The organism is Proteinivorax hydrogeniformans (genome assembly GCF_040515995.1).
GTDB lineage: Bacteria > Bacillota > Proteinivoracia > Proteinivoracales > Proteinivoracaceae > Proteinivorax > Proteinivorax hydrogeniformans.
The window spans coordinates 1708965-1727418 of the sequence record NZ_CP159485.1 but is presented as its reverse complement, the minus strand read 5'-3'; the positions used below and the strand labels follow the sequence as shown (position 1 = coordinate 1727418).

Below are 18454 nucleotides of genomic sequence, written 5' to 3'. Positions count from 1 at the left end.
GATATGATATACTTAATTAAGTTAAAACTACATATATTTGGAGGTGGTAGCCTGTGAATATAGTTACTACTCACGTAAACACTGATTTTGACGGCTTTGCTTCGATGTTAGCCTGTACAAAGCTATATCCTAAGACAAAAATGGTGTTAGCAGGAAAGGTAAAAAAGAATGTAAAAGAATATATTTCATTACATAAAGACGTATTAGATTTTAAAGCTCCTTCTGAAATAGATCCTAAGCAAGTAGAAAAACTAATTATTGTAGATACATTGTCCTCTAAAAGGATAGGCACTTTATCTGCTCTTTTGAGGGAAGAATCCATTGAAGTAATTGTTTTTGATCATCACCCCTTATCAGGTGAAAAAGTTCCGCAGGGAAAAGTTGAAGAGGTAGGTGCAACTGTTACTTTACTAATAGAAGAAATTCAGCAAAACAATGTTGAATTAACTCCCTTTGAAGCTACTACTTTTCTTTTAGGCATCTATGAAGACACTGGCAATTTAACTTTTGCCCAGACCACTCCTAGAGATGTAAAAGCAGCGGCATTTCTTTTAGAAAATGGTGCCAAGCTATCACTAGTCAGCCAGTATATATCGAAACCCTTAACAGAAAATCAAAAAACGCTTTTAGAAACGCTTATGGATAACATGGAAAACTATGATTTTAATGGCTGGAACGTAGTAGTTTGTACTGCCTCTTTAGACGAGTTTATTGGAGGAGTAGGAGAGTTAACACATAAGCTTGGTAAAATAGAAGATGTAGATGCTGTTTTTACCTTGGTAAAAATGATTGATAGAATTCATGTAATAGGCAGAAGCTTTAACGAAAACCTTCCTATTTCCCAGCCCATTGTTGAGATGGGAGGCGGAGGACACCCACAGTCCGCTGCAGCTACAATCAAAGATAAAGACTTAGCGGCTATAAAGCATGAGTTTATCTCTTTACTTAATAAACTGCCATCTCCTCTTACCGCAAAAGATGTTATGACAAATCATGTTAAAACAATTGGTCCTGATATTTCCATCAATGAAGCCAGCAGAGTTATGCTAAGGTATGGTCATACAGGATTGCCGGTAGTTGAAAATGATAAGTTGTTGGGCATAATATCCAGGACAGATGTTGATAAGGCTATACATCATAAGTTGACTCATGCTCCTGTAAAAGGGTTTATGTCCACTAACGTGGTGACAATTTCCCCAGACTCAAGTCTTAAGACTGTGAGACAGAAGTTAACCCACTATGATATCGGCAGGCTTTTAGTGGTGGATGAAAGCGATAAAATGATCGGTATAATCACCAGAACCGACGTGTTAAAGGTCATTCATGGCAAACAAGCCCCTAGATGGCATAAGCCTTTATATACTTTCAATGATTATAGCATGGCTCAAGAAAGTGAAAATTTGATGGAAGTAATTAACACCCGATTGCCCAAAAAACTACAGGGTTTGTTATGGTTGATTGGTCAAAAGGCACAAAAAGAAGGTTACAAAGCATATGCCGTTGGTGGCTTTGTCAGAGATTTATTACTTGGTGTACCCAATCTTGATATTGATATTGTGGTAGAGCAAGATGCGATTTCTTTTGCCCATAAGATAGTAAAGTATTTAGGTGGAGAGATCAAAGAATACGAAAAATTTGGCACTGCTACTATCACTTTAAAAGACGGCAGAAAGATTGATTTCGCTACAGCTAGAATGGAGTTCTATCCTTTCCCAGCAGCAATGCCGGAGGTGGAGGAAACTACCATAAAACATGATTTGTATAGGCGGGATTTCACAATTAACACCTTAGCTTTTAGGCTTAACTCAGATAGGTTTGGGGAGTTTTTAGACTTTTTTGAGGGTAGAAAAGACCTAGAGCAAGGTAATATTAAAGTTTTGTATAACCTAAGCTTTGTAGAAGATCCAACTCGCATTTTTAGAGCTCTTAGATTTGAAAGTCGCTATTCCTTTCAAATGGATGAAGGCACTATGAGTTTTTTACACAACGCCTTAGAGAATAACGTATTACAAAAATTAAGTGGCACCCGCATTATGGAACAACTCCAGGCCATAGTATCTGAGCCTAATCCTTCAGTGATTTTTACAAGGGCATTAGAGTTAGGAATTATAGACAATATTTTTGGGCAATGTACTAAGCCACAGCAGCTTAAAAAGGATTTGAGAAAAACAGTTGACAGCGTACAGATATTGCAAGAGAAAAGCATAATAGAGCAAAAAGATGTTTTGTTAGTCTATCTACTAGTACTAATCAACAGTTATCCTAAAAAAGCTTTTGAAATCGTCCTTAATGACTTTAACTTGGAAAAAGGCAGCAGATTAATTATTAGTAACTTTTTTAATGGAGGGTTAGATAGAATAGAAAGACTAAAATCAAGTAAACACCTAGACCCTTCTGAAATTTATGATGCACTAAATAGTCTAAGCATTCATTGCCTTTGTGCCATGATGGCGTTAGCAGATAGCGATTTACTTAAAAATAGGATATTTTTATATTTAGAGGAGTTACAGAAGGTCGATGTTGAAACTACAGGTAACGATCTAAAAAAGATGGGGATAGAACCTGGTCCAATTTATAGCAAAATAATATCTAGATTAAGGCAGCAGAAATTAAACGGACAAATCCATACAAAAGACGATGAGCTTAACTATATCAAAGGTTTGGACCTTATTGAAAGGGGTAGATAATTTTGGGATTTTTAGATGGAATACTATACGTTATACCAGCTGTGCTACTTGCAATGACAGTACATGAGTACGCGCATGCAAAAATGGCACACTCTTTAGGTGATAATACAGCGCAAAGAGAGGGAAGACTTACTTTAAATCCTTTAGAGCATGTGGATCCCTTGGGTCTTTTAATGTTAATTATAGTAAGATTTGGTTGGGCAAAACCTGTTCCAATAAACCCTTTTAACTTTAAAGGGAATAGAGACGCCGGCATAATTAAGGTTTCTTTGGCGGGACCGCTTGCAAACTTGGCTCTTGCCTTTGTCTCTTTGGTCCTATTAAGGGTTGTGGCAACAATAGGTGCTTCTTTACCTTTGCAAAGTGACCTTTTAGGAGTAATACAAGCCTTGCAAACTTTTTTTATGTTGCTAGCTAGACTTAATTTATACTTTATGGTATTTAACCTGATTCCTCTACCACCTTTAGATGGCTCTAAAATTCTTACAAGTGTACTTTCACCTAAAGCAAGAATGCAGTATCAACAAGTAGAGGCATATGCGCCGTTAATACTAATACTACTTTTGGTAACAAGAACCTTGCCGAGAATTTTAGTTCCTATTGCGGAAACAATTCTTAGTACTCTGTTCTTTATTGTTTTCGGAATTATTTAGGGGGAGAAAAAAATGGAGTTTAAAGTAAAGCTTGAGCAATTTGAAGGACCATTTGATCTTTTGCTTCATTTAGTGGAAAAAGCAGAGGTAGATATAAATGAGATATCTATATCTCAAATAACTGATGAATACCTTCGATATGTGGAGGAGTTAGAGAAACTTGATCTAGAAGGGGTAAGTGAGTTTTTAGTTGTAGCTGCTACATTGATAGATATTAAAAGTCGCTCGCTACTTCCTAAGCGGAAAAAAATAATTTCTGAAAATGAAGAAATAGAGGATCCTCGAGAACAATTGGTTCGTCGGCTTTTAGAGTACAAAAGATATAAAGAAGTATCTACTATTTTAGAAGAAATGGCGGAAAGACAAAATGCGTTTCATACCAGACCTCCTGAAGTAATCAAAGAAAAGAAAGGACCGGTTAAACTATCGCTTAATAGTTTATACTCTGCATTTCAGAGAGCGCTTGATAAATCACCAATTAAAGAAGAAAAACCGCACGAAGTAAAGAAAGAAAAAATAACCATCGATGACAAAATGGTTACATTAAAAAAGAAATTGTATAAATCAAAAAGTCTAAGCTTTAATGATATAATGCTAGAATGCAAAAGTAGAGAGGAAATGGTGCTAACCTTCCTAGCTATGCTGGAGCTTATAAGAGTTAATGAGATTAGTGTAACTCAAAAAGAATACTTTGGAGATATAATCATAAAAGCTAAAAAAAGAGGGGATGAAAATTGGAACAAAGGGGAAACATCTACGATTGCCTAGAGGCATTGCTATTTGCAGCTGGTGAACCAGTTACAATAGACCAAATTTCTGAGGCGTTAGAATTGACTCAGCTACAAGTGAATAAACTAATGGAAGAGCTAATAGCTCAAAAAGAAAAAAGTGGGGGATTAATGATAAAAGAGGTCGCAGGAGGATATCAAATGTGCTCCAAACCCCAATACCATAAGTTTATACAAAAGCTTTTTGGAGAAACCAGACATAATAACCTAACAAACGCCACAGTAGAAACCCTAGCCATTATCGCCTATAAACAGCCAATTACCCGAGCAGAGATAGAGGACGTAAGAGGTGTAAAAGTAGAAAAAGCTATCTCAACCTTGCTAGCAAGAGAGTTGATAGAAGAAGTAGGTAGAAAAGAATGTACAGGAAGACCAATCCTATACGGAACGACTGAGGAGTTTTTAAAGCAGTTTGGGTTAGGGGATTTAGAGGATCTACCAACACCCTCAGACCGCTAAAAAGGGTCCATCTTCGTTGTTGCTAAGTTGAGCTCAGACCAGTTGCGTATCAGTTATACGCGCCTGCCCTGAGCTCAACTTAGCGCCTAGAATCTGAACCCTTTTAAGCGGTCTGAGCCACCTTAGGCTAAGCCATCTTAGTTGTTTTAGGGGACTCACATCAGTATAAAACCTATGCTTGTGAATGTTCTACGCCTAGAATCTGAACCCTTTTAAGCGGTCTGAGCCATCTTGGGACGGCTTATTTCTCGCTTGCGCATCGTTACGAGTGAAATGACTTTGTATGGCCTACCTTACATGTTGTTATTTTGGGTGTAGCGGGAAGACTATCCGTGCGTATACAAATCAAAAGACTAGCCAAGCTATAAATATAGCTCTTGGCTAGTCTTTTACTATTTGAGGTAATATCATTCATAATATTTTTATGGATTAAGGAGAGAATAGATTTAGTGAGTTTAAACTGGCTTTTATAAGGTGGCTTTGTTATGTCTTGGTTGAGACTTGTCCCTCTTTTCATGGTAACAATATACTTAATAATCTTTATATCCCCAGTTCGGCTTCACATACTTATTAAGCATGGAGCTAAAGAAAAAGATGTCGTCTTAGGTGTTAGACTGTTGTGGGGGTTAATTAGGTACAATATTGACATTCCCAAACTAGTTTATAAAGATAAAAAAGTTGAATTAGAAGCAGAGTTTGAAAAAGCTAAGAAAAAGCCTTTTTTTGATATTCATAAAAAAGTTGGGCTAAAAAAAGAAGTGCTAGCCTTGGTGCTAAATGAGCGAAAAAACTTTAAAAAGATATCAAGTAATATTATGAAGTATAGTAAAAAATGGGTAAGAGTATTAGAACTTGAATGGAAAACAACTTACGGAACTACGGATGCGGCGGACACAGGATTATTATATGGGGTTTTGTGGCAGGTAAAAATTACCATGGTTGGTGTTGTTGGAAAAGTTGCTAAACTAGGAAAACCTGCTATATCAATTGTCCCTAAATTTAATAAAACTGTTTTTTCTACCAAGCTAAACTGTATAATAACATTTCCATTAGGCTATATTATAACTGTTGGTATATATTTATTGTTTTTTTTAATAAAAACCAAAATAAAATACTTAAGGGGTGTTAATTTTGTCAGATCATCCAATTCAAGGGTTAATGAAAACCGCTATGGAAAGCATTAAAGAAATGGTAGATGTAAATACCGTTATTGGTGATGCCATTGAAACCCCCGATGGCAATGTGATAATACCTATTTCCAAAGTAGGTTTCGGTTTTGCTGCAGGGGGGACTGAGTTTGAAAATGATGAAAAAGATGCAGAAGCTTTTCCGTTTGGTGGCGGTAGTGGTGGTGGGGTGTCGGTACAGCCAGTAGGTTTTTTAGTGGTTGGAAACGAACAAGTGCGCTTGCTACCTGTAAACAATAACGCCATCTTTGACCGCCTTATTGACCTCGCTCCTCAAATTTTAGACAAGTTCCAAACCCTTTTTGATGAGAACGGTCAAGAAGTGGATAAGAACAAACTTCAAAAGTTAGAAGCAGAGCTTGCACAGCTCAAGGCTGAAGTGGAGAATTAATTCAAGAAATTACTTGACTGTAAAAAAATACTGTGTTACTATCCTTTATAGACAACAATTGAATATGTCGATGCGAAAATGAGGCTGCGAGTCGTCAAAAGTACTTGTAAAAGGAAAGGGGCGCTTGCCGAAATACTTTATGTATTGGGGTTATGTTTTAAGAGGCATAGCACTGTCGCCAAAAGGTTGCCCGATTTTTTGGTGGAGAACTTTTCGCGTTGTGGGCAAAAGGCGCTGCTTTTTAAAACAGTCGTTGAACCTTTTGTTCACGGCTGTTTTTTTGTTGCTAATTTTATACAAGGGGTGTCTAACTGTGAAATTATTTGGTACAATGGAAATTAATAGTGAAGGGCATTTAGAAATTGGTGGTTGCGACTCTGTTAGCTTAGCTTCAGAGTACGGCACGCCGCTGTATATAGTCGATGAAAAAAACATTAGAAATCGGTGTAGAATTTATAAGGAATCTTTTACTAGCGAGAGTTTGCAAACGGAAGTAATCTATGCGTCAAAAGCTTTTTTGAATATTGCAATGTGTAAGCTAATTGCTAACGAAGGACTTTCTTTAGATGTAGTTTCTGGTGGAGAGCTATATACAGCTATAAAAGCTGATTTTCCCCGCCAAAAGATTTACTTTCACGGTAATAATAAACTAGAATCTGAGCTTTATATGGCAGTTGAGAATAATGTGGGAAGAATAATTATAGATAACGTAAACGAATTTAAAGTGCTTAGCACAATTACTAAAAATATAGGCGCAAAGGTTGAAGTGCTTTTGAGGGTTAACCCTGGTATTGAGGCTTATACCCACGAGTATATAAGCACTACAAAATCTGATTCTAAATTTGGGGAAAGTATTTTTGCAGATGGAATTTATGATTTCATAAAAGAAATAAATGACGATCCTAACATTTCATTTAAAGGGCTGCATAGTCACATTGGTTCGCAGATTTTTGAAGAAGGTTCATTTCTAGAACAAGCAACTGTAATGCTAAAATTCATTAAATCCTTAAATAACAAAATAGGAGTGCAAGTTAATGAACTCAATCTAGGGGGAGGGTTTGGGATATACTATACCGAATCTGATGACCCTATTGACTTGCCTAGTTTTTTTGAAAGGCTGCTAAGTGAAATAGATGAACAATCAAACCTTTTAGGGATCATTCCACCTAAGGTGCTCATCGAGCCAGGTAGGTCTATAGTTGCAAATGCCGGTACAACTTTGTACAAAGTTGGAAGTACCAAGACTACCTACAGTGGAAAAAACTATGTTTTTGTTGATGGTAGCATGGCTGATAATATTAGACCGGCTTTGTATGGTGCTAAACATGAGTTTTGTTTAGCTAATAGAATGAATGATAAAGCAGAAAAAGACTTTGCAATTACAGGAAAATGTTGTGAGTCAGGTGATATTTTAGGTAAGAGCTTTAAGCTTGCTAAACCAAATCGTGGCGACCTAGTCGCTGTATCCTCTACAGGCGCTTATAATTATAGTATGGCGTCAAATTATAACAGGCTGACAAAGCCGGCTGTCGTTTTTGTTAAAGATGGAAAAGCTAAGATAGTTGTTAGACGAGAAACCTATGAAGATATAATAAAAAACGACGTAGACATCGAAGGGTAGGGGGATACTAAATTGAATACTATAGTACAAAAATTTGGTGGGTCTTCACTTAGCTCTATAGACAAGATGAAGACTATAGCAGATAGAGTAATTAGAAATAGAAAAAATGGATTTAAAATGGTAGTGATAGTTTCAGCTATGGGAAAAACAACAAACAATCTTATAGAGCTATCAAACCAAGCATGTAACGCTCCTTCTAAAAGGGAATTAGATATGCTATTAGCTACCGGAGAGCAGGTTTCAGCATCTTTGCTTACAATGATCTTAAAAGAAAAAGGCTATGACTCTATAGCGTTAACAGGTCAGCAAGCAGGTGTCAAAACGACAGGAATATATTGTAACACAAAAATTGCTGATATAGACGTAAGTACTGTAAAAGAGTACTTAAATAAAGATAAAATTGTGATTATAGCTGGTTTTCAAGGGGTAAATGAAAGAGGGGAAGTCACTACCTTAGGTAGAGGAGGTAGCGACACCACCGCAGTAGCTTTTGCAGCAAAATTAGGTTGTAAATGCGAGATTTATACTGATGTGGAAGGTATATACAGTGTAGATCCTCGATTATATAGTAAAGCCCAAAAACTTGATGTTATAAGCTATGAGGAAATGAAGGAAATGTCGCAGCTAGGGGCAAAAGTAATGGAGTGTAGGTCGGTTGAAATTGGACATCGCTACAAGGTGCCTATATATGTAGCGTCAAGTTTAAGCGATGCCTCTGGCACTTTAATAAAGGAGTGGGATAAACAAGTGGAGGAAAGAAGCGTAACAGGACTATCAGTAACTGACGATGTGTTAATGGTTACATTAAAAAACATACCACATTCATCAAGTAATGTAGCAGAGGTTTTCACTCTGCTAGCAGAAGCAGGTGTCAGCGTTGACATAATAAGCCAGACATTGCCAAGAGAAGGTTTCGTTAACCTTTCATTTACAGCCTCTGCAAAGGACTATGAATCAGTAAAAGAAGCAATGGAAGTTATTGCTCAAAAGCACTCCAGCGTAGAGCTTGAAAAAGATGATGAAATTATCAAACTTTCTGTTGTAGGTACAGGCATGCGAACTCAATCTGGCGTGGCAGCTAAACTGTTTAGAGTATTTGCAGATAATCAAATAGAATTTCAACAGGTTACAACTTCAGAAATTAGCATATCCTATACTTTAGACAAAGCTTTTAAACAAAAAGCTGTAGATGTTGCTGCAACTGCTTTTAATCTGTAGAGACTGGGGAGGGGAGTATTTTGCACTTCGAAAAGTACCAAGGTACAGGTAATGACTTTATAATATTTAACGGACTGGAAAATAAAATTGAAGATAGAGAAACTTTAGCAAGGAAAGTTTGTCATAGAAGGTTTGGCATTGGTGCCGATGGAATGATGATAGTAGAAAATTCAAATATAGCTGATGTTAGGATGGATTTTTTTAACTCTGACGGCACAGTTGCACCTATGTGTGGAAACGGAATCAGGTGCTTTGCTAAATATGTTTTTGATAATAAAATAGTTGAACTAGAAGATTTCACCGTAGAAACTCTAGCGGGGGTTATGAATGTTAATCTATCAATTGAAGGTGGTTTAACAAGATTTGTTACAATTAATATGGGAAAACCTGAATTTGAGACTTCAAAAGAAGATGTTTCGATAGAGGCTAACAGGATTATTAACAAAAAGTTAACCTTTGATGAAGAACCTTACTTCATCTCTGTAATCACAATGGGGACTTTGCACAGTGTCGTTTTTGTTGATGATCTAAAAAGCATTGATGTAAACCGTCAAGGTAAAACTATAGAAAGTGCCCCAATTTTTCCAAAGAAAATCAACGTAAACTTTGCCGAAGTTATGGATAATGAAAATATAAAGGTTGTAACTTATGAAAGAGGAGCAGGTCAGACACTATCTTGTGGTACAGGTGCTGCAGCGACGGCTGTAGTTTCTGCTTTGGTAAAAGGAACAGGTAATGATATAAATGTTCATGTTCTAGGGGGAAAACTTCAAATTAAACAATTACAAAAAGAAGTTTATATGACTGGACCGGCGGAGCTAATCTGTCGAGGAATGTATAATTTTTAGGAGGTGAAATAATGAAAAAAGCTAATTTAGCCATAGTAGGTGCTACAGGTATGGTGGGTCAAACCATTAAAAGAGTGTTAGAAGAGAGAGACTTTCCCGTAAATAACATTTTGTTTTTGGCATCTAAAAGATCTGCAGGCAAAAAGGTTATGTTTAAAGGAAAAGAACATGTTGTTTTAGAGCTTACGGAAAATTCTTTTAAGGATATAGACATAGCTTTATTTTCTGCAGGAGGAGAAATAAGCAAAAAATTTGCTCCAATTGCAAAAGAAAGCGGAGCTGTGGTGGTAGATAATAGCAGTGCATGGAGAATGGATGATGATGTACCTTTAGTGGTACCTGAAGTAAATCCAGAGGATGCCTTTAGTCATAAAGGGATAATATCAAACCCAAACTGCAGCACGATTCAAGCTGTGCTTCCTCTTAAAGTGTTAGACGACCTTTGTAAAATAAAGAGAGTGGTTTATTCAACATACCAAGCAGTTTCAGGCTCTGGTGTGGCAGGTGTAGATGATCTTAAGTCAGGCGTCCAAGGAAAAGAGCCTAAAAACTATCCGCATCCAATAGCATTTAACTGCCTACCACATATCGATGTCTTTATGGATGATGGATACACAAAAGAAGAAAGAAAAATGATAGATGAAACGAAGAAAATTCTTAAAAATAGCAAGATGGGAGTTACCGCTACTACGGTTAGAGTTCCTGTGGAGAATGGACATAGTCTATCAGTTAATGTTGAGCTAGAAAAGCCCTATAATCTACAAAGCGTCTTACAAGCTCTAAATGACAAGGAAGGTATAGTCGTATTAGATGATATAAAAAATAATGTGTATCCTATGGCAATTAACGCGCATAACACTGATGATGTATACGTAGGTAGGCTTAGAAGGGACTTTAGCTTGGAAAATGGTTTAAACCTATGGGTTGTTGCAGATAACATTAGAAAAGGAGCGTCAACCAATACGGTTCAAATAGCAGAACTTTTACTAAAGGAGGATTAATAATGAGTATATTTAAGGGTTCAGGAGTTGCTTTAGTAACACCATTTAAGGATGGCAAGGTTAATTATGAAAAGCTAGAGGAGTTAATTAACTGGCATATTTCAAATAGTACAGATGCAATAATAGTTTGTGGGACTACTGGTGAGTCAGCTACACTATCCACTGAGGAAAAAAAGCAGGTAATTACTTTTGCAGTAGAAAAAACAAAAGGCCGTGTGCCGCTAATTGCAGGGACAGGGGGCAACAACACTGAAGAAGTTGTTAAAATGAGTAAGTTTGCTGAAAGTCAAGGAGCAGATGGCTTGCTTATAGTAACCCCTTACTATAACAAAACCACCCAACGAGGTATTGTTAACCATTACTTTACTATTTCTGATGCAGTTGATGTACCAATTATCTTATACAACGTTCCCGGTCGAACAGGTTTAAACATAGAGCCTAAAACTGTTGCATATTTGGCAGAACGTAAAAATATTATTGGAATAAAGGAAGCTAGTGCCGATATAAGTCAGGTAGCTCAAATAGCAAACCTTTGTCCTGAAGGTTTTGCAATCTACTCAGGAAATGATGACCAGATAGTACCACTTCTTTCACTAGGAGGCGCAGGAGTAATTTCGGTAGTTGCAAACATATTACCTAAAGAAACTCACGATATGGTACAAAATTACTTAGACGGTGATACAGATAAAGCAAGAGATATCCAACTTAAAATGCTTAATGTCATCGACGCCATGTTTATAGAAACTAATCCTATACCTGTAAAAACAGCTCTAAATATGATGGGCATGGATGTAGGAGAACTTAGGCAGCCCCTTATAGAGATGGAGAAACAAAACAGAGATAGCTTAGCGGAGGCTCTTAGGGATATTGGTTTAGAAATTAAGGAGTGATAAATGTGATAAACACAGCAATATATGGAGCAAATGGCAAGATGGGACAAGTATTGGGTAAAAAAATTGCCGAGAATCCTAATTTTTCTGTAGCTTGCGGCGTGGACAAAAACACAGAAAAATACCAGAACAACTTCCCGGTTTATGAAAACCCCGATTCCTATAAAGGGGAGCTAGACCTGATAATTGACTTTTCTCATCCTAGTAATTTAGAGCAAATGTTAGAATTTGCAAAGAAAAGAAAAGTTCCTACGGTTATTGCAACTACAGGATATAGTGAACAGCAAATTGCATCAATTAAAGAAGCTTCCAGCGAAATACCAGTGCTATACTCTCCTAATATGTCTTTAGGTGTAAACATTGTAAACACCATATTAAGCCAGTATAGTAAGCTTTTAAATGATGCACATGATATTGAGATTATTGAAAAACACCACAATAAAAAAATAGATGCTCCTAGTGGCACAGCGCTACTTTTTGCTAATACAATAAATAAAGCTCTTGATAATTCAAAAGAGTTTAATTACGGTAGAGAAGGCAAAAACTGTCCAAGAAATGATAAAGAAATAGGTATCCATACCGTAAGGGGTGGTGCTATCTCAGGTGAGCATAATATTATTTTCGCTGGAGATCATGAAGTTATAGAGATAAAACATACAGCTTTATCGAAAGATGTGTTCGCGTTAGATGCACTTAAGGCGGGGCAAACTATAGTTAACATGCCCGTAGGCTTTTATACCATGCAAGACATATTTAACTTATAAAACTGAAAGGATGATCAAAATGACTGTAGATAATAACAATTTAACTGATGCTTATGCAATTGCTAGATTTATTAAAGAAGCAGAGAAATCAACTCCTGTAAAAGCATACATTAAAGGGGACTTAAGCAATATAGACTTTGCTAATGTAAAGGTTTTTGGTGAGGGGAATTCTCGCACTGTTTTTGGTGATGTGAAGGATGTTAAAATGCTATTAGACCAAAACCAGGATAAAATCGAAGACTTTGTTTTAGAAAATGATCGTAGAAACTCTGCAATCCCACTTTTAGATTTAACAGAAATAGAGGCACGTATTGAGCCAGGTGCCATGATAAGAGATAGAGTAAGCATTGGTAAAAAAGCCGTTATTATGATGGGTGCAGTAATTAACATCGGTGCTGAAATTGGTGAAGGCACTATGATTGACATGAATGCGATTATAGGTGCTAGAGGAACAATTGGGAAAAATGCTCATATAGGTGCTGGCGCTGTAATTGCCGGAGTTCTTGAGCCACCAAGCAAAACTCCAGTTATTGTAGAAGATGGCGCGTTAATTGGTGCAAATGCTGTAGTTTTAGAAGGGGTAAAGGTCGGAAAAGGTGCAGTTGTTGCATCTGGCGCCATCGTTACAAAAGATGTTCCAGCTAATACAGTGGTTGCAGGTTCCCCTGCAAGAGTAATAAAGGAAATAGATGAAAAAACAGCTGACAAAACTAAGATTTTAGAAGAACTAAGAGACTAGGTGATTTTTGTGGGAGAGATTTTTTCTGAAGATAAAGATTATATCTTAAATCTGTATAACCGAAATAACCTTCATATAAAAAAAGCTGATGGTTGCTACCTATACGATGAATCTGGGAAAAAATATCTAGACATGTTCAGTGGTATTGCAGTTAATAACCTAGGTCAAAAACATCAAGAGGTAACAGATGCTATTTTAAGGCAACTAGAATGTTATAGCCATTTATCTAACTTTTTTGTCAGTGAACCGGTGGTAAACTTAGCGAAGCTACTTGTAAATAACAGCTTTGCATCTAAAGTGTTCTTTTCAAACTCCGGCGCGGAAGCGAATGAGGCTGCAATAAAGTTGGCTAGAAAATATGGGAGATCTAAAAATAGCGACAAAACAGAAATCGTCACTTTCTACAATTCTTTTCATGGCAGAACCACTGGAGGAATGACTTTAACAGGTCAACCTAAGTATAAAGATAACTTTGCCCCTGTATTACCTCAAATTAAGCATGTTAGGTTTAATGATTTAACAGATATTGAAAGTACAGTGTCTAATAAGACTTGTGCTGTATTTATCGAGCTGATTCAAGGAGAAGGTGGAATTAGAGAGTTATCTTCAGAATATGTACGAAAGCTTAAGAACTTAGCTGAAAAGCATGACTTTTTAATAATAATAGATGAAATACAGACCGGCTTGTGCAGAACTGGAGAAATATTTGCACATCAGGAGTTTAACCTAACTCCTGATGTGGTAACCATAGCAAAAGCCCTAGGTGGAGGTCTTCCCTTAGGAGCAATGTTAGTAAATGAAAAACTTGAAAATGTATTAGTGCCTGGAGACCATGGCAGCACATTTGGAGGCAATCCTGTGGCTTGCGCGGCGGGAGAAGCAGTGTTGCAAGTTATATCCGAACAAGGTTTCAAAAACGAGGTTAAAACAAAAGGTAGGTATCTAGTTGAAAAACTTAATGGGTTAAAGGAAAAGTATCCCAATGTGATATTGGATATCAGAGGTAAGGGTCTGATGATAGGCTTAGATGTAGGTGAGCAGGCTAATATTATAAAGCAAAAAGCTTTTAGTAAAGGACTTTTGCTAAATGTTACAAGTGGGAGTGTAGTTAGATTACTTCCGCCATTGATTATTAGTTTTAATCAAATAGATGAGTTTACTGACAAGCTAGAGTTTATACTTGAAGAATTGTAGGAGCTGGTTTTATGGAACTAAGTAGGGAGTTGCAAGAAGAATTAACTAGAATACGCAGACAGTTGCATAAGATTCCGGAGGTTGCATTTGATCTACCTAAGACCTATAAGATTATAAAAGAGTATTTAGTTAATTATGGATATACTCCAAAAACTGTAGCTAAAAAAGGTTTAGTTGCGGTAAAACAAGGTAAATCAAAAGATGCAATAGCATTTAGAGCGGATATGGATGGCTTAAATGTTTATGAAAAAAATGATGTAGATTATTCTTCGATCCATGAAGGGAAAATGCACGCCTGTGGTCATGATGGACATATGGCAATTTTACTGGGTTTTGCAAAAGTTTTATCTAAAATCCAATCCGTAAACAAAACTATTATACTTATATTCCAACCGGCAGAAGAAGGACCTGGTGGGGCTAAAGAGATGATTGCAGAAGGAGTTTTAGATAAGTATAATGTGGAGAGTATCTTTGGGATTCATATTTTTCCAGGACTGCAACAAGGAAAGTTTGGGTTGACAGATGGACCGTTGATGGCCCAAAACGGTGAGGTTGACATTAGAGTCGAGGGCAGCAGTAGTCATGGCGCTTTACCTCATCAAGGTAGTGATGCTATTGTTGCTGCTAGTAACTTAGTTATGAGCTTTCAAAATATTCCCAGCAGAAAAGTGGATCCACTAGAACCTTCGGTAGTAACTTTAGGGACTGTCAGTGGTGGAGAAGCTAGAAATATTATCCCTAAAAATGTTAAACTTACCGGTACTATAAGAGCATTTAACACTGAGATTTATGATGAAATTAAAAAGCAGATGAGTTCAGTTTGCAAAGGTATCGAAGAAATGTATGATGTCAAAGTTAAACTGGATATTCGAGATTTTTATCCGCCGGTTATTAACGACACAAAGTTGTATGAAAAGGTGCGCTTAGGTTTTGATAAAGCCTCAGTTACAAAGGTTAAACCTTTAATGTTGGCGGAGGACTTTTCTTTCTATCAACAAAAAGTTCCTGGGCTTTTCATTTTGTTAGGATCGCAAAATGATCAAAAAGGCTTTAACTTTCCGCTACACAACGGCAATTTTAACTTCGATGAGAGTATTTTAGTTGACGGGGTTAATGCTTATCTTAGGATTTGTGAAACACTAGATGTTATATAAAAACAGAAAGTACTAACTGTAGTTGGTACTTTCTGTTTTTATATATAAGCATGTTTTATACAGGATAAGTTTGTCTAAGGGTAAAGAGGTATTTACATATGTTATAATTTTAGCAAGCTAGAAAGTTAGCTAATTATTAGCTATTAGGAGGTAAATATTATGTTTAGATTAGGACCAATGGAATTAACGCTAATCCTAGGCATTGCATTAGTTATTTTCGGACCAGCGAAATTGCCTGAGATTGGAAAAGCTTTAGGAAAAGGTATAAAAGAATTTAAAGATCAATCTCAAGGCTTTACTTCAGATCAGCAAGCAACTGTTAACAATAATAAAGAGAAATAGTGTAATGGTAATAGGAGGGAGCCTAGTTGGAAGGAAAAAGTTTAACCATAGTAGGTCATTTAGCTGAGTTAAGGGCAAGAATCATAGTAACTGCTATTTCAATTTTGCTAGGCACGATGGCAAGTTATATTTTTATCGACGAAATTGTAAACTTAATTACAATGCCTGCAGGGCACCTTGATTTTGTTTATTTAAGTCCTCCGGAACTATTTTTAGCATATATAAAAATATCGATAATTTTCGGTATGATTGTGGCCTCTCCTATCATCCTATACCAGATATGGGCTTTTGTTATGCCTAGTATAAATAAAAAAGAAAAGGTGTACGTTTTTTTCGCAATAATTTTATCTTCGGTGTTTTTTATAGGTGGAGTTATTTTTTCTTACTTATCTATTATTCCATTGACCATAGATTTTTTTGTTGAAATGTCTGGCGAAGATATATTACCTATGTTTTCTTTCTCTAACTATACAAGCTTTATAACATCGATATTGTTAGCCTTTGGGGTTGCATTTCAGTTACCACTGCTTGTTTTACTGCTAACGCAACTTAGGTTAATTAAACCAAAGCTATTGAAAAAATCTAGGAAGTTTATAATCTTGGCTATTTTTTTGATGTCTTCAATTTTAACTCCTCCCGATGTGATATCACAGATGTTGTTAGCAGGACCTATGATTATCCTGTTTGAAATGAGCATCGTAATATCTTCTGTTATTGATTGGAGAAGGTCAAAAAATAGCTAGGACTCAAATAAAGTTTTTTAATAATAATTTAATCAGTGTCATCTAATCTTCAAATTTAATTTATGCAAAACTAAAAACCCCTTAATAAAATTTTAATATATCAACCCTGATTATGTTTCTAATTAAGAATTCTAATCAAAAATAAGTGCTTAACAAAAGCACTTATTTTTTTGTCAGTTAATGGTGTCAAAATTACGCTAAGTATATGTTACAATATATAAGAAATTAGTTAGTCTTAATAATCGGTTCACAAAGGGGTGAGGAGTATGAGCTCTAGTACTATAGAAACCTTAAAAAGTAAGAAACGAGTGCATTTTAAAAAAAGCCAACTTCCATATGCACTAGTTTTTGGAGTCTTTATTTTAGCAGTGATTTTTTATTTAATTAACCAAAGTGGAATTAAATTAGGAGCTTTATTAGCTATTGGGGTTTTACTTGGATTTATAATACAAAAAGCTAGATTCTGTTTTGCAGGTAGCGTTAGAAATATTATTGTACTTGGCAATGTTAAGCTTCTAAAAGCAGTTATATTGTCATTGATGATTTCAACTGTAGGTTTTTTTGTTATACAATACCTTGCAGTTGATTCTACTGTAGGGATAATAATAGAGCAGATACCGGGGCAGATAAAGCCAGTTGGTATTCATACAGTAGTTGGAGCACTTATATTTGGTATAGGCATGGTACTAGCCGGTGCTTGTGTGTCAGGAAGTCTTGTCAGAATAGGTGAGGGATTTGCATTACAGGCAATTGTGCTTATTGGTATAGTTATAGGCACAGTACTAGGAGGGCTGATACATTTTGAATTTTGGGATAACCTCTTATCAATATCAGAATCCCAAGCAATATATTTACCGAAAATAATTGGCTTTTTTCCCGCCTTAGTAATTCAGTTACTAGCTTTAGGGGGAGCTTATTATTGTGTTTACAAGTATGGAAAACACAAACAATATTAACCAAAATTAATCAAAAACTTGTAATATGGAGGGGAGATATATGGCAGAGTTTAAACTTGATTGTATGCATGAAACATGTCCTATTCCATTATTAAAAGCTGTTAAAGCCCTAAAAAAGATGGAGCTGGGGGATGTACTAATAATGCTAACCGATCATAATTGTTCAATTTCGAATGTAATTGAGTGGGTTGAAAAGCAAGGACATAAAATGGACTATATGGAGATAGGACAAGGAGAGTGGGAGATTTATATTGAAAAGGCTAGAAAATAAGTGAAAGGAAGGGATTAAATGAGGGGCATTGAAACTCTTTTTAGAAAAACCTGGCCATATTGGATAGCTGGAATAATACTTGCTCTTATTAACATAGCCTTGATGGCGTATATAAGTTCGCCGTGGAGAGTTACCAGTGTGTTCTTATATTGGGGGACATGGATGCTTGACAGAATCGGAATACACGGTGTTGCCGATAGTTATGTTAGGGTATATGGAAATAGCTTAGATATTAATGAAGCTGTGGTAATTGTCTATTTAACAATTGTAAATATCGGTGTGGTACTGGGAGCTGTTCTATCTACACTGGTAAGCTCTGACTTTAAATTTAAGAAAATAAAAAACAAAAAACAGTTGTTATATGGAATAGCAGGTGGAGTTATGATGGGATATGGTGCAAGAATAGCTTTAGGATGTAATATAGGAGCCTATTTTAGCGCAATACCCTCTTTTTCATTGCATGGGTGGGTATTTGGTTTGTTTATGTTTGTGGGGACATGGATTGGCTGTAAACTACTATATAAAAATATGATATAAAAAGTCCTTGG

General features: G+C 36.2%; 20 protein-coding genes and 1 riboswitch. All 20 genes read left to right on the top strand.

Going from position 1 to position 18454, the window contains the following annotated elements:
- Nucleotides 1–53 precede the first annotated feature (53 nt).
- The 20 genes from PRVXH_RS08345 (at nucleotide 54) to PRVXH_RS08250 (ending at nucleotide 18443) form a co-directional block, all read left to right on the top strand.
- Nucleotides 54–2687, top strand: a complete 2634-nt coding sequence (locus tag PRVXH_RS08345; protein ID WP_353892324.1) for a CBS domain-containing protein — start codon at nucleotides 54–56, stop codon at nucleotides 2685–2687.
- Nucleotides 2688–2689: 2 nt separating this feature from the next.
- Nucleotides 2690–3340, top strand: a complete 651-nt coding sequence (locus tag PRVXH_RS08340) for a site-2 protease family protein (protein ID WP_353892323.1) — start codon at nucleotides 2690–2692, stop codon at nucleotides 3338–3340.
- Between the two features lie 12 nt (nucleotides 3341–3352).
- Nucleotides 3353–4108, top strand: coding sequence for a segregation/condensation protein A (locus PRVXH_RS08335; RefSeq protein WP_353892322.1), 756 nt, complete (start codon nucleotides 3353–3355; stop codon nucleotides 4106–4108).
- Entirely contained in the window at nucleotides 4075–4587 is a 513-nt protein-coding gene (scpB, locus tag PRVXH_RS08330; RefSeq protein ID WP_353892321.1) for an SMC-Scp complex subunit ScpB, read from the top strand. The genes PRVXH_RS08335 and scpB overlap by 34 nt, the downstream gene beginning before the upstream one ends.
- Nucleotides 4588–5072: 485 nt before the next feature.
- Nucleotides 5073–5771 (top strand): DUF2953 domain-containing protein, encoded by a 699-nt coding sequence (locus tag PRVXH_RS08325; RefSeq protein ID WP_353892320.1) that lies wholly within the window; start codon nucleotides 5073–5075, stop codon nucleotides 5769–5771.
- Nucleotides 5719–6165: a GerW family sporulation protein gene (gene ytfJ, locus PRVXH_RS08320; protein WP_353892319.1), complete on the top strand. Its 447-nt coding sequence runs from the start codon at nucleotides 5719–5721 to the stop codon at nucleotides 6163–6165. Before PRVXH_RS08325 ends, ytfJ begins: the two co-directional genes overlap by 53 nt.
- 70 nt (nucleotides 6166–6235) lie before the next feature.
- Nucleotides 6236–6385: riboswitch (Lysine riboswitch) on the top strand.
- A 93-nt stretch (nucleotides 6386–6478) separates the two neighbouring features.
- Complete coding sequence (gene lysA / locus PRVXH_RS08315; RefSeq protein ID WP_353892318.1) at nucleotides 6479–7786, top strand: diaminopimelate decarboxylase; 1308 nt, start codon at nucleotides 6479–6481, stop codon at nucleotides 7784–7786.
- Between the two features lie 12 nt (nucleotides 7787–7798).
- Nucleotides 7799–9004 (top strand): aspartate kinase, encoded by a 1206-nt coding sequence (locus PRVXH_RS08310; RefSeq protein ID WP_353892317.1) that lies wholly within the window; start codon nucleotides 7799–7801, stop codon nucleotides 9002–9004.
- Between the two features lie 20 nt (nucleotides 9005–9024).
- The gene (gene dapF / locus PRVXH_RS08305) at nucleotides 9025–9852 is read left to right on the top strand and encodes a diaminopimelate epimerase (RefSeq protein WP_353892316.1); all 828 of its coding nucleotides are present in this window, start codon (nucleotides 9025–9027) and stop codon (nucleotides 9850–9852) included.
- A gap of 11 nt (nucleotides 9853–9863) precedes the next feature.
- A complete protein-coding gene (locus PRVXH_RS08300; RefSeq protein WP_353892315.1) occupies nucleotides 9864–10853 on the top strand; it encodes an aspartate-semialdehyde dehydrogenase in 990 nt (329 codons plus the stop codon).
- A gap of 2 nt (nucleotides 10854–10855) precedes the next feature.
- Nucleotides 10856–11743, top strand: coding sequence for a 4-hydroxy-tetrahydrodipicolinate synthase (gene dapA / locus PRVXH_RS08295; protein ID WP_353892314.1), 888 nt, complete (start codon nucleotides 10856–10858; stop codon nucleotides 11741–11743).
- A gap of 5 nt (nucleotides 11744–11748) precedes the next feature.
- Nucleotides 11749–12507: a 4-hydroxy-tetrahydrodipicolinate reductase gene (gene dapB / locus PRVXH_RS08290; protein WP_353892313.1), complete on the top strand. Its 759-nt coding sequence runs from the start codon at nucleotides 11749–11751 to the stop codon at nucleotides 12505–12507.
- Nucleotides 12508–12526: 19 nt separating this feature from the next.
- Nucleotides 12527–13246, top strand: a complete 720-nt coding sequence (gene dapD, locus PRVXH_RS08285) for a 2,3,4,5-tetrahydropyridine-2,6-dicarboxylate N-acetyltransferase (RefSeq protein WP_353892312.1) — start codon at nucleotides 12527–12529, stop codon at nucleotides 13244–13246.
- Between the two features lie 9 nt (nucleotides 13247–13255).
- On the top strand, nucleotides 13256–14440 hold the full coding sequence (locus PRVXH_RS08280) for an aspartate aminotransferase family protein (protein ID WP_353892311.1): 1185 nt from the start codon (nucleotides 13256–13258) through the stop codon (nucleotides 14438–14440).
- Between the two features lie 11 nt (nucleotides 14441–14451).
- A complete protein-coding gene (locus PRVXH_RS08275; protein ID WP_353892310.1) occupies nucleotides 14452–15594 on the top strand; it encodes a M20 family metallopeptidase in 1143 nt (380 codons plus the stop codon).
- Nucleotides 15595–15753: 159 nt separating this feature from the next.
- On the top strand, nucleotides 15754–15936 hold the full coding sequence (locus PRVXH_RS08270) for a twin-arginine translocase TatA/TatE family subunit (RefSeq protein WP_353892309.1): 183 nt from the start codon (nucleotides 15754–15756) through the stop codon (nucleotides 15934–15936).
- A 26-nt stretch (nucleotides 15937–15962) separates the two neighbouring features.
- Nucleotides 15963–16679 (top strand): twin-arginine translocase subunit TatC, encoded by a 717-nt coding sequence (gene tatC, locus PRVXH_RS08265; protein ID WP_353892308.1) that lies wholly within the window; start codon nucleotides 15963–15965, stop codon nucleotides 16677–16679.
- Nucleotides 16680–16945: 266 nt separating this feature from the next.
- On the top strand, nucleotides 16946–17635 hold the full coding sequence (locus tag PRVXH_RS08260; RefSeq protein ID WP_353892307.1) for a YeeE/YedE thiosulfate transporter family protein: 690 nt from the start codon (nucleotides 16946–16948) through the stop codon (nucleotides 17633–17635).
- A gap of 40 nt (nucleotides 17636–17675) precedes the next feature.
- Nucleotides 17676–17906 (top strand): sulfurtransferase TusA family protein, encoded by a 231-nt coding sequence (locus PRVXH_RS08255; protein WP_353892306.1) that lies wholly within the window; start codon nucleotides 17676–17678, stop codon nucleotides 17904–17906.
- Between the two features lie 18 nt (nucleotides 17907–17924).
- Nucleotides 17925–18443: a YeeE/YedE thiosulfate transporter family protein gene (locus tag PRVXH_RS08250; protein WP_353892305.1), complete on the top strand. Its 519-nt coding sequence runs from the start codon at nucleotides 17925–17927 to the stop codon at nucleotides 18441–18443.
- Nucleotides 18444–18454 lie beyond the last annotated feature (11 nt).

What these genes read in the sequence shown, in the direction of transcription:
- PRVXH_RS08335 (WP_353892322.1), top strand. Translation starts at nt 3,353, where the DNA reads ATGGAGTTTAAAGTAAAGCTTGAGCAATTTGAAGGACCATTTGATCTT.
- PRVXH_RS08325 (WP_353892320.1), top strand. Translation starts at nt 5,073, where the DNA reads ATGTCTTGGTTGAGACTTGTCCCTCTTTTCATGGTAACAATATACTTA.
- PRVXH_RS08300 (WP_353892315.1), top strand. Translation starts at nt 9,864, where the DNA reads ATGAAAAAAGCTAATTTAGCCATAGTAGGTGCTACAGGTATGGTGGGT.
- dapA (WP_353892314.1), top strand. Translation starts at nt 10,856, where the DNA reads ATGAGTATATTTAAGGGTTCAGGAGTTGCTTTAGTAACACCATTTAAG.
- dapD (WP_353892312.1), top strand. Translation starts at nt 12,527, where the DNA reads ATGACTGTAGATAATAACAATTTAACTGATGCTTATGCAATTGCTAGA.
- PRVXH_RS08275 (WP_353892310.1), top strand. Translation starts at nt 14,452, where the DNA reads ATGGAACTAAGTAGGGAGTTGCAAGAAGAATTAACTAGAATACGCAGA.
- PRVXH_RS08270 (WP_353892309.1), top strand. Translation starts at nt 15,754, where the DNA reads ATGTTTAGATTAGGACCAATGGAATTAACGCTAATCCTAGGCATTGCA.
- PRVXH_RS08260 (WP_353892307.1), top strand. Translation starts at nt 16,946, where the DNA reads ATGAGCTCTAGTACTATAGAAACCTTAAAAAGTAAGAAACGAGTGCAT.
- PRVXH_RS08255 (WP_353892306.1), top strand. Translation starts at nt 17,676, where the DNA reads ATGGCAGAGTTTAAACTTGATTGTATGCATGAAACATGTCCTATTCCA.
- PRVXH_RS08250 (WP_353892305.1), top strand. Translation starts at nt 17,925, where the DNA reads ATGAGGGGCATTGAAACTCTTTTTAGAAAAACCTGGCCATATTGGATA.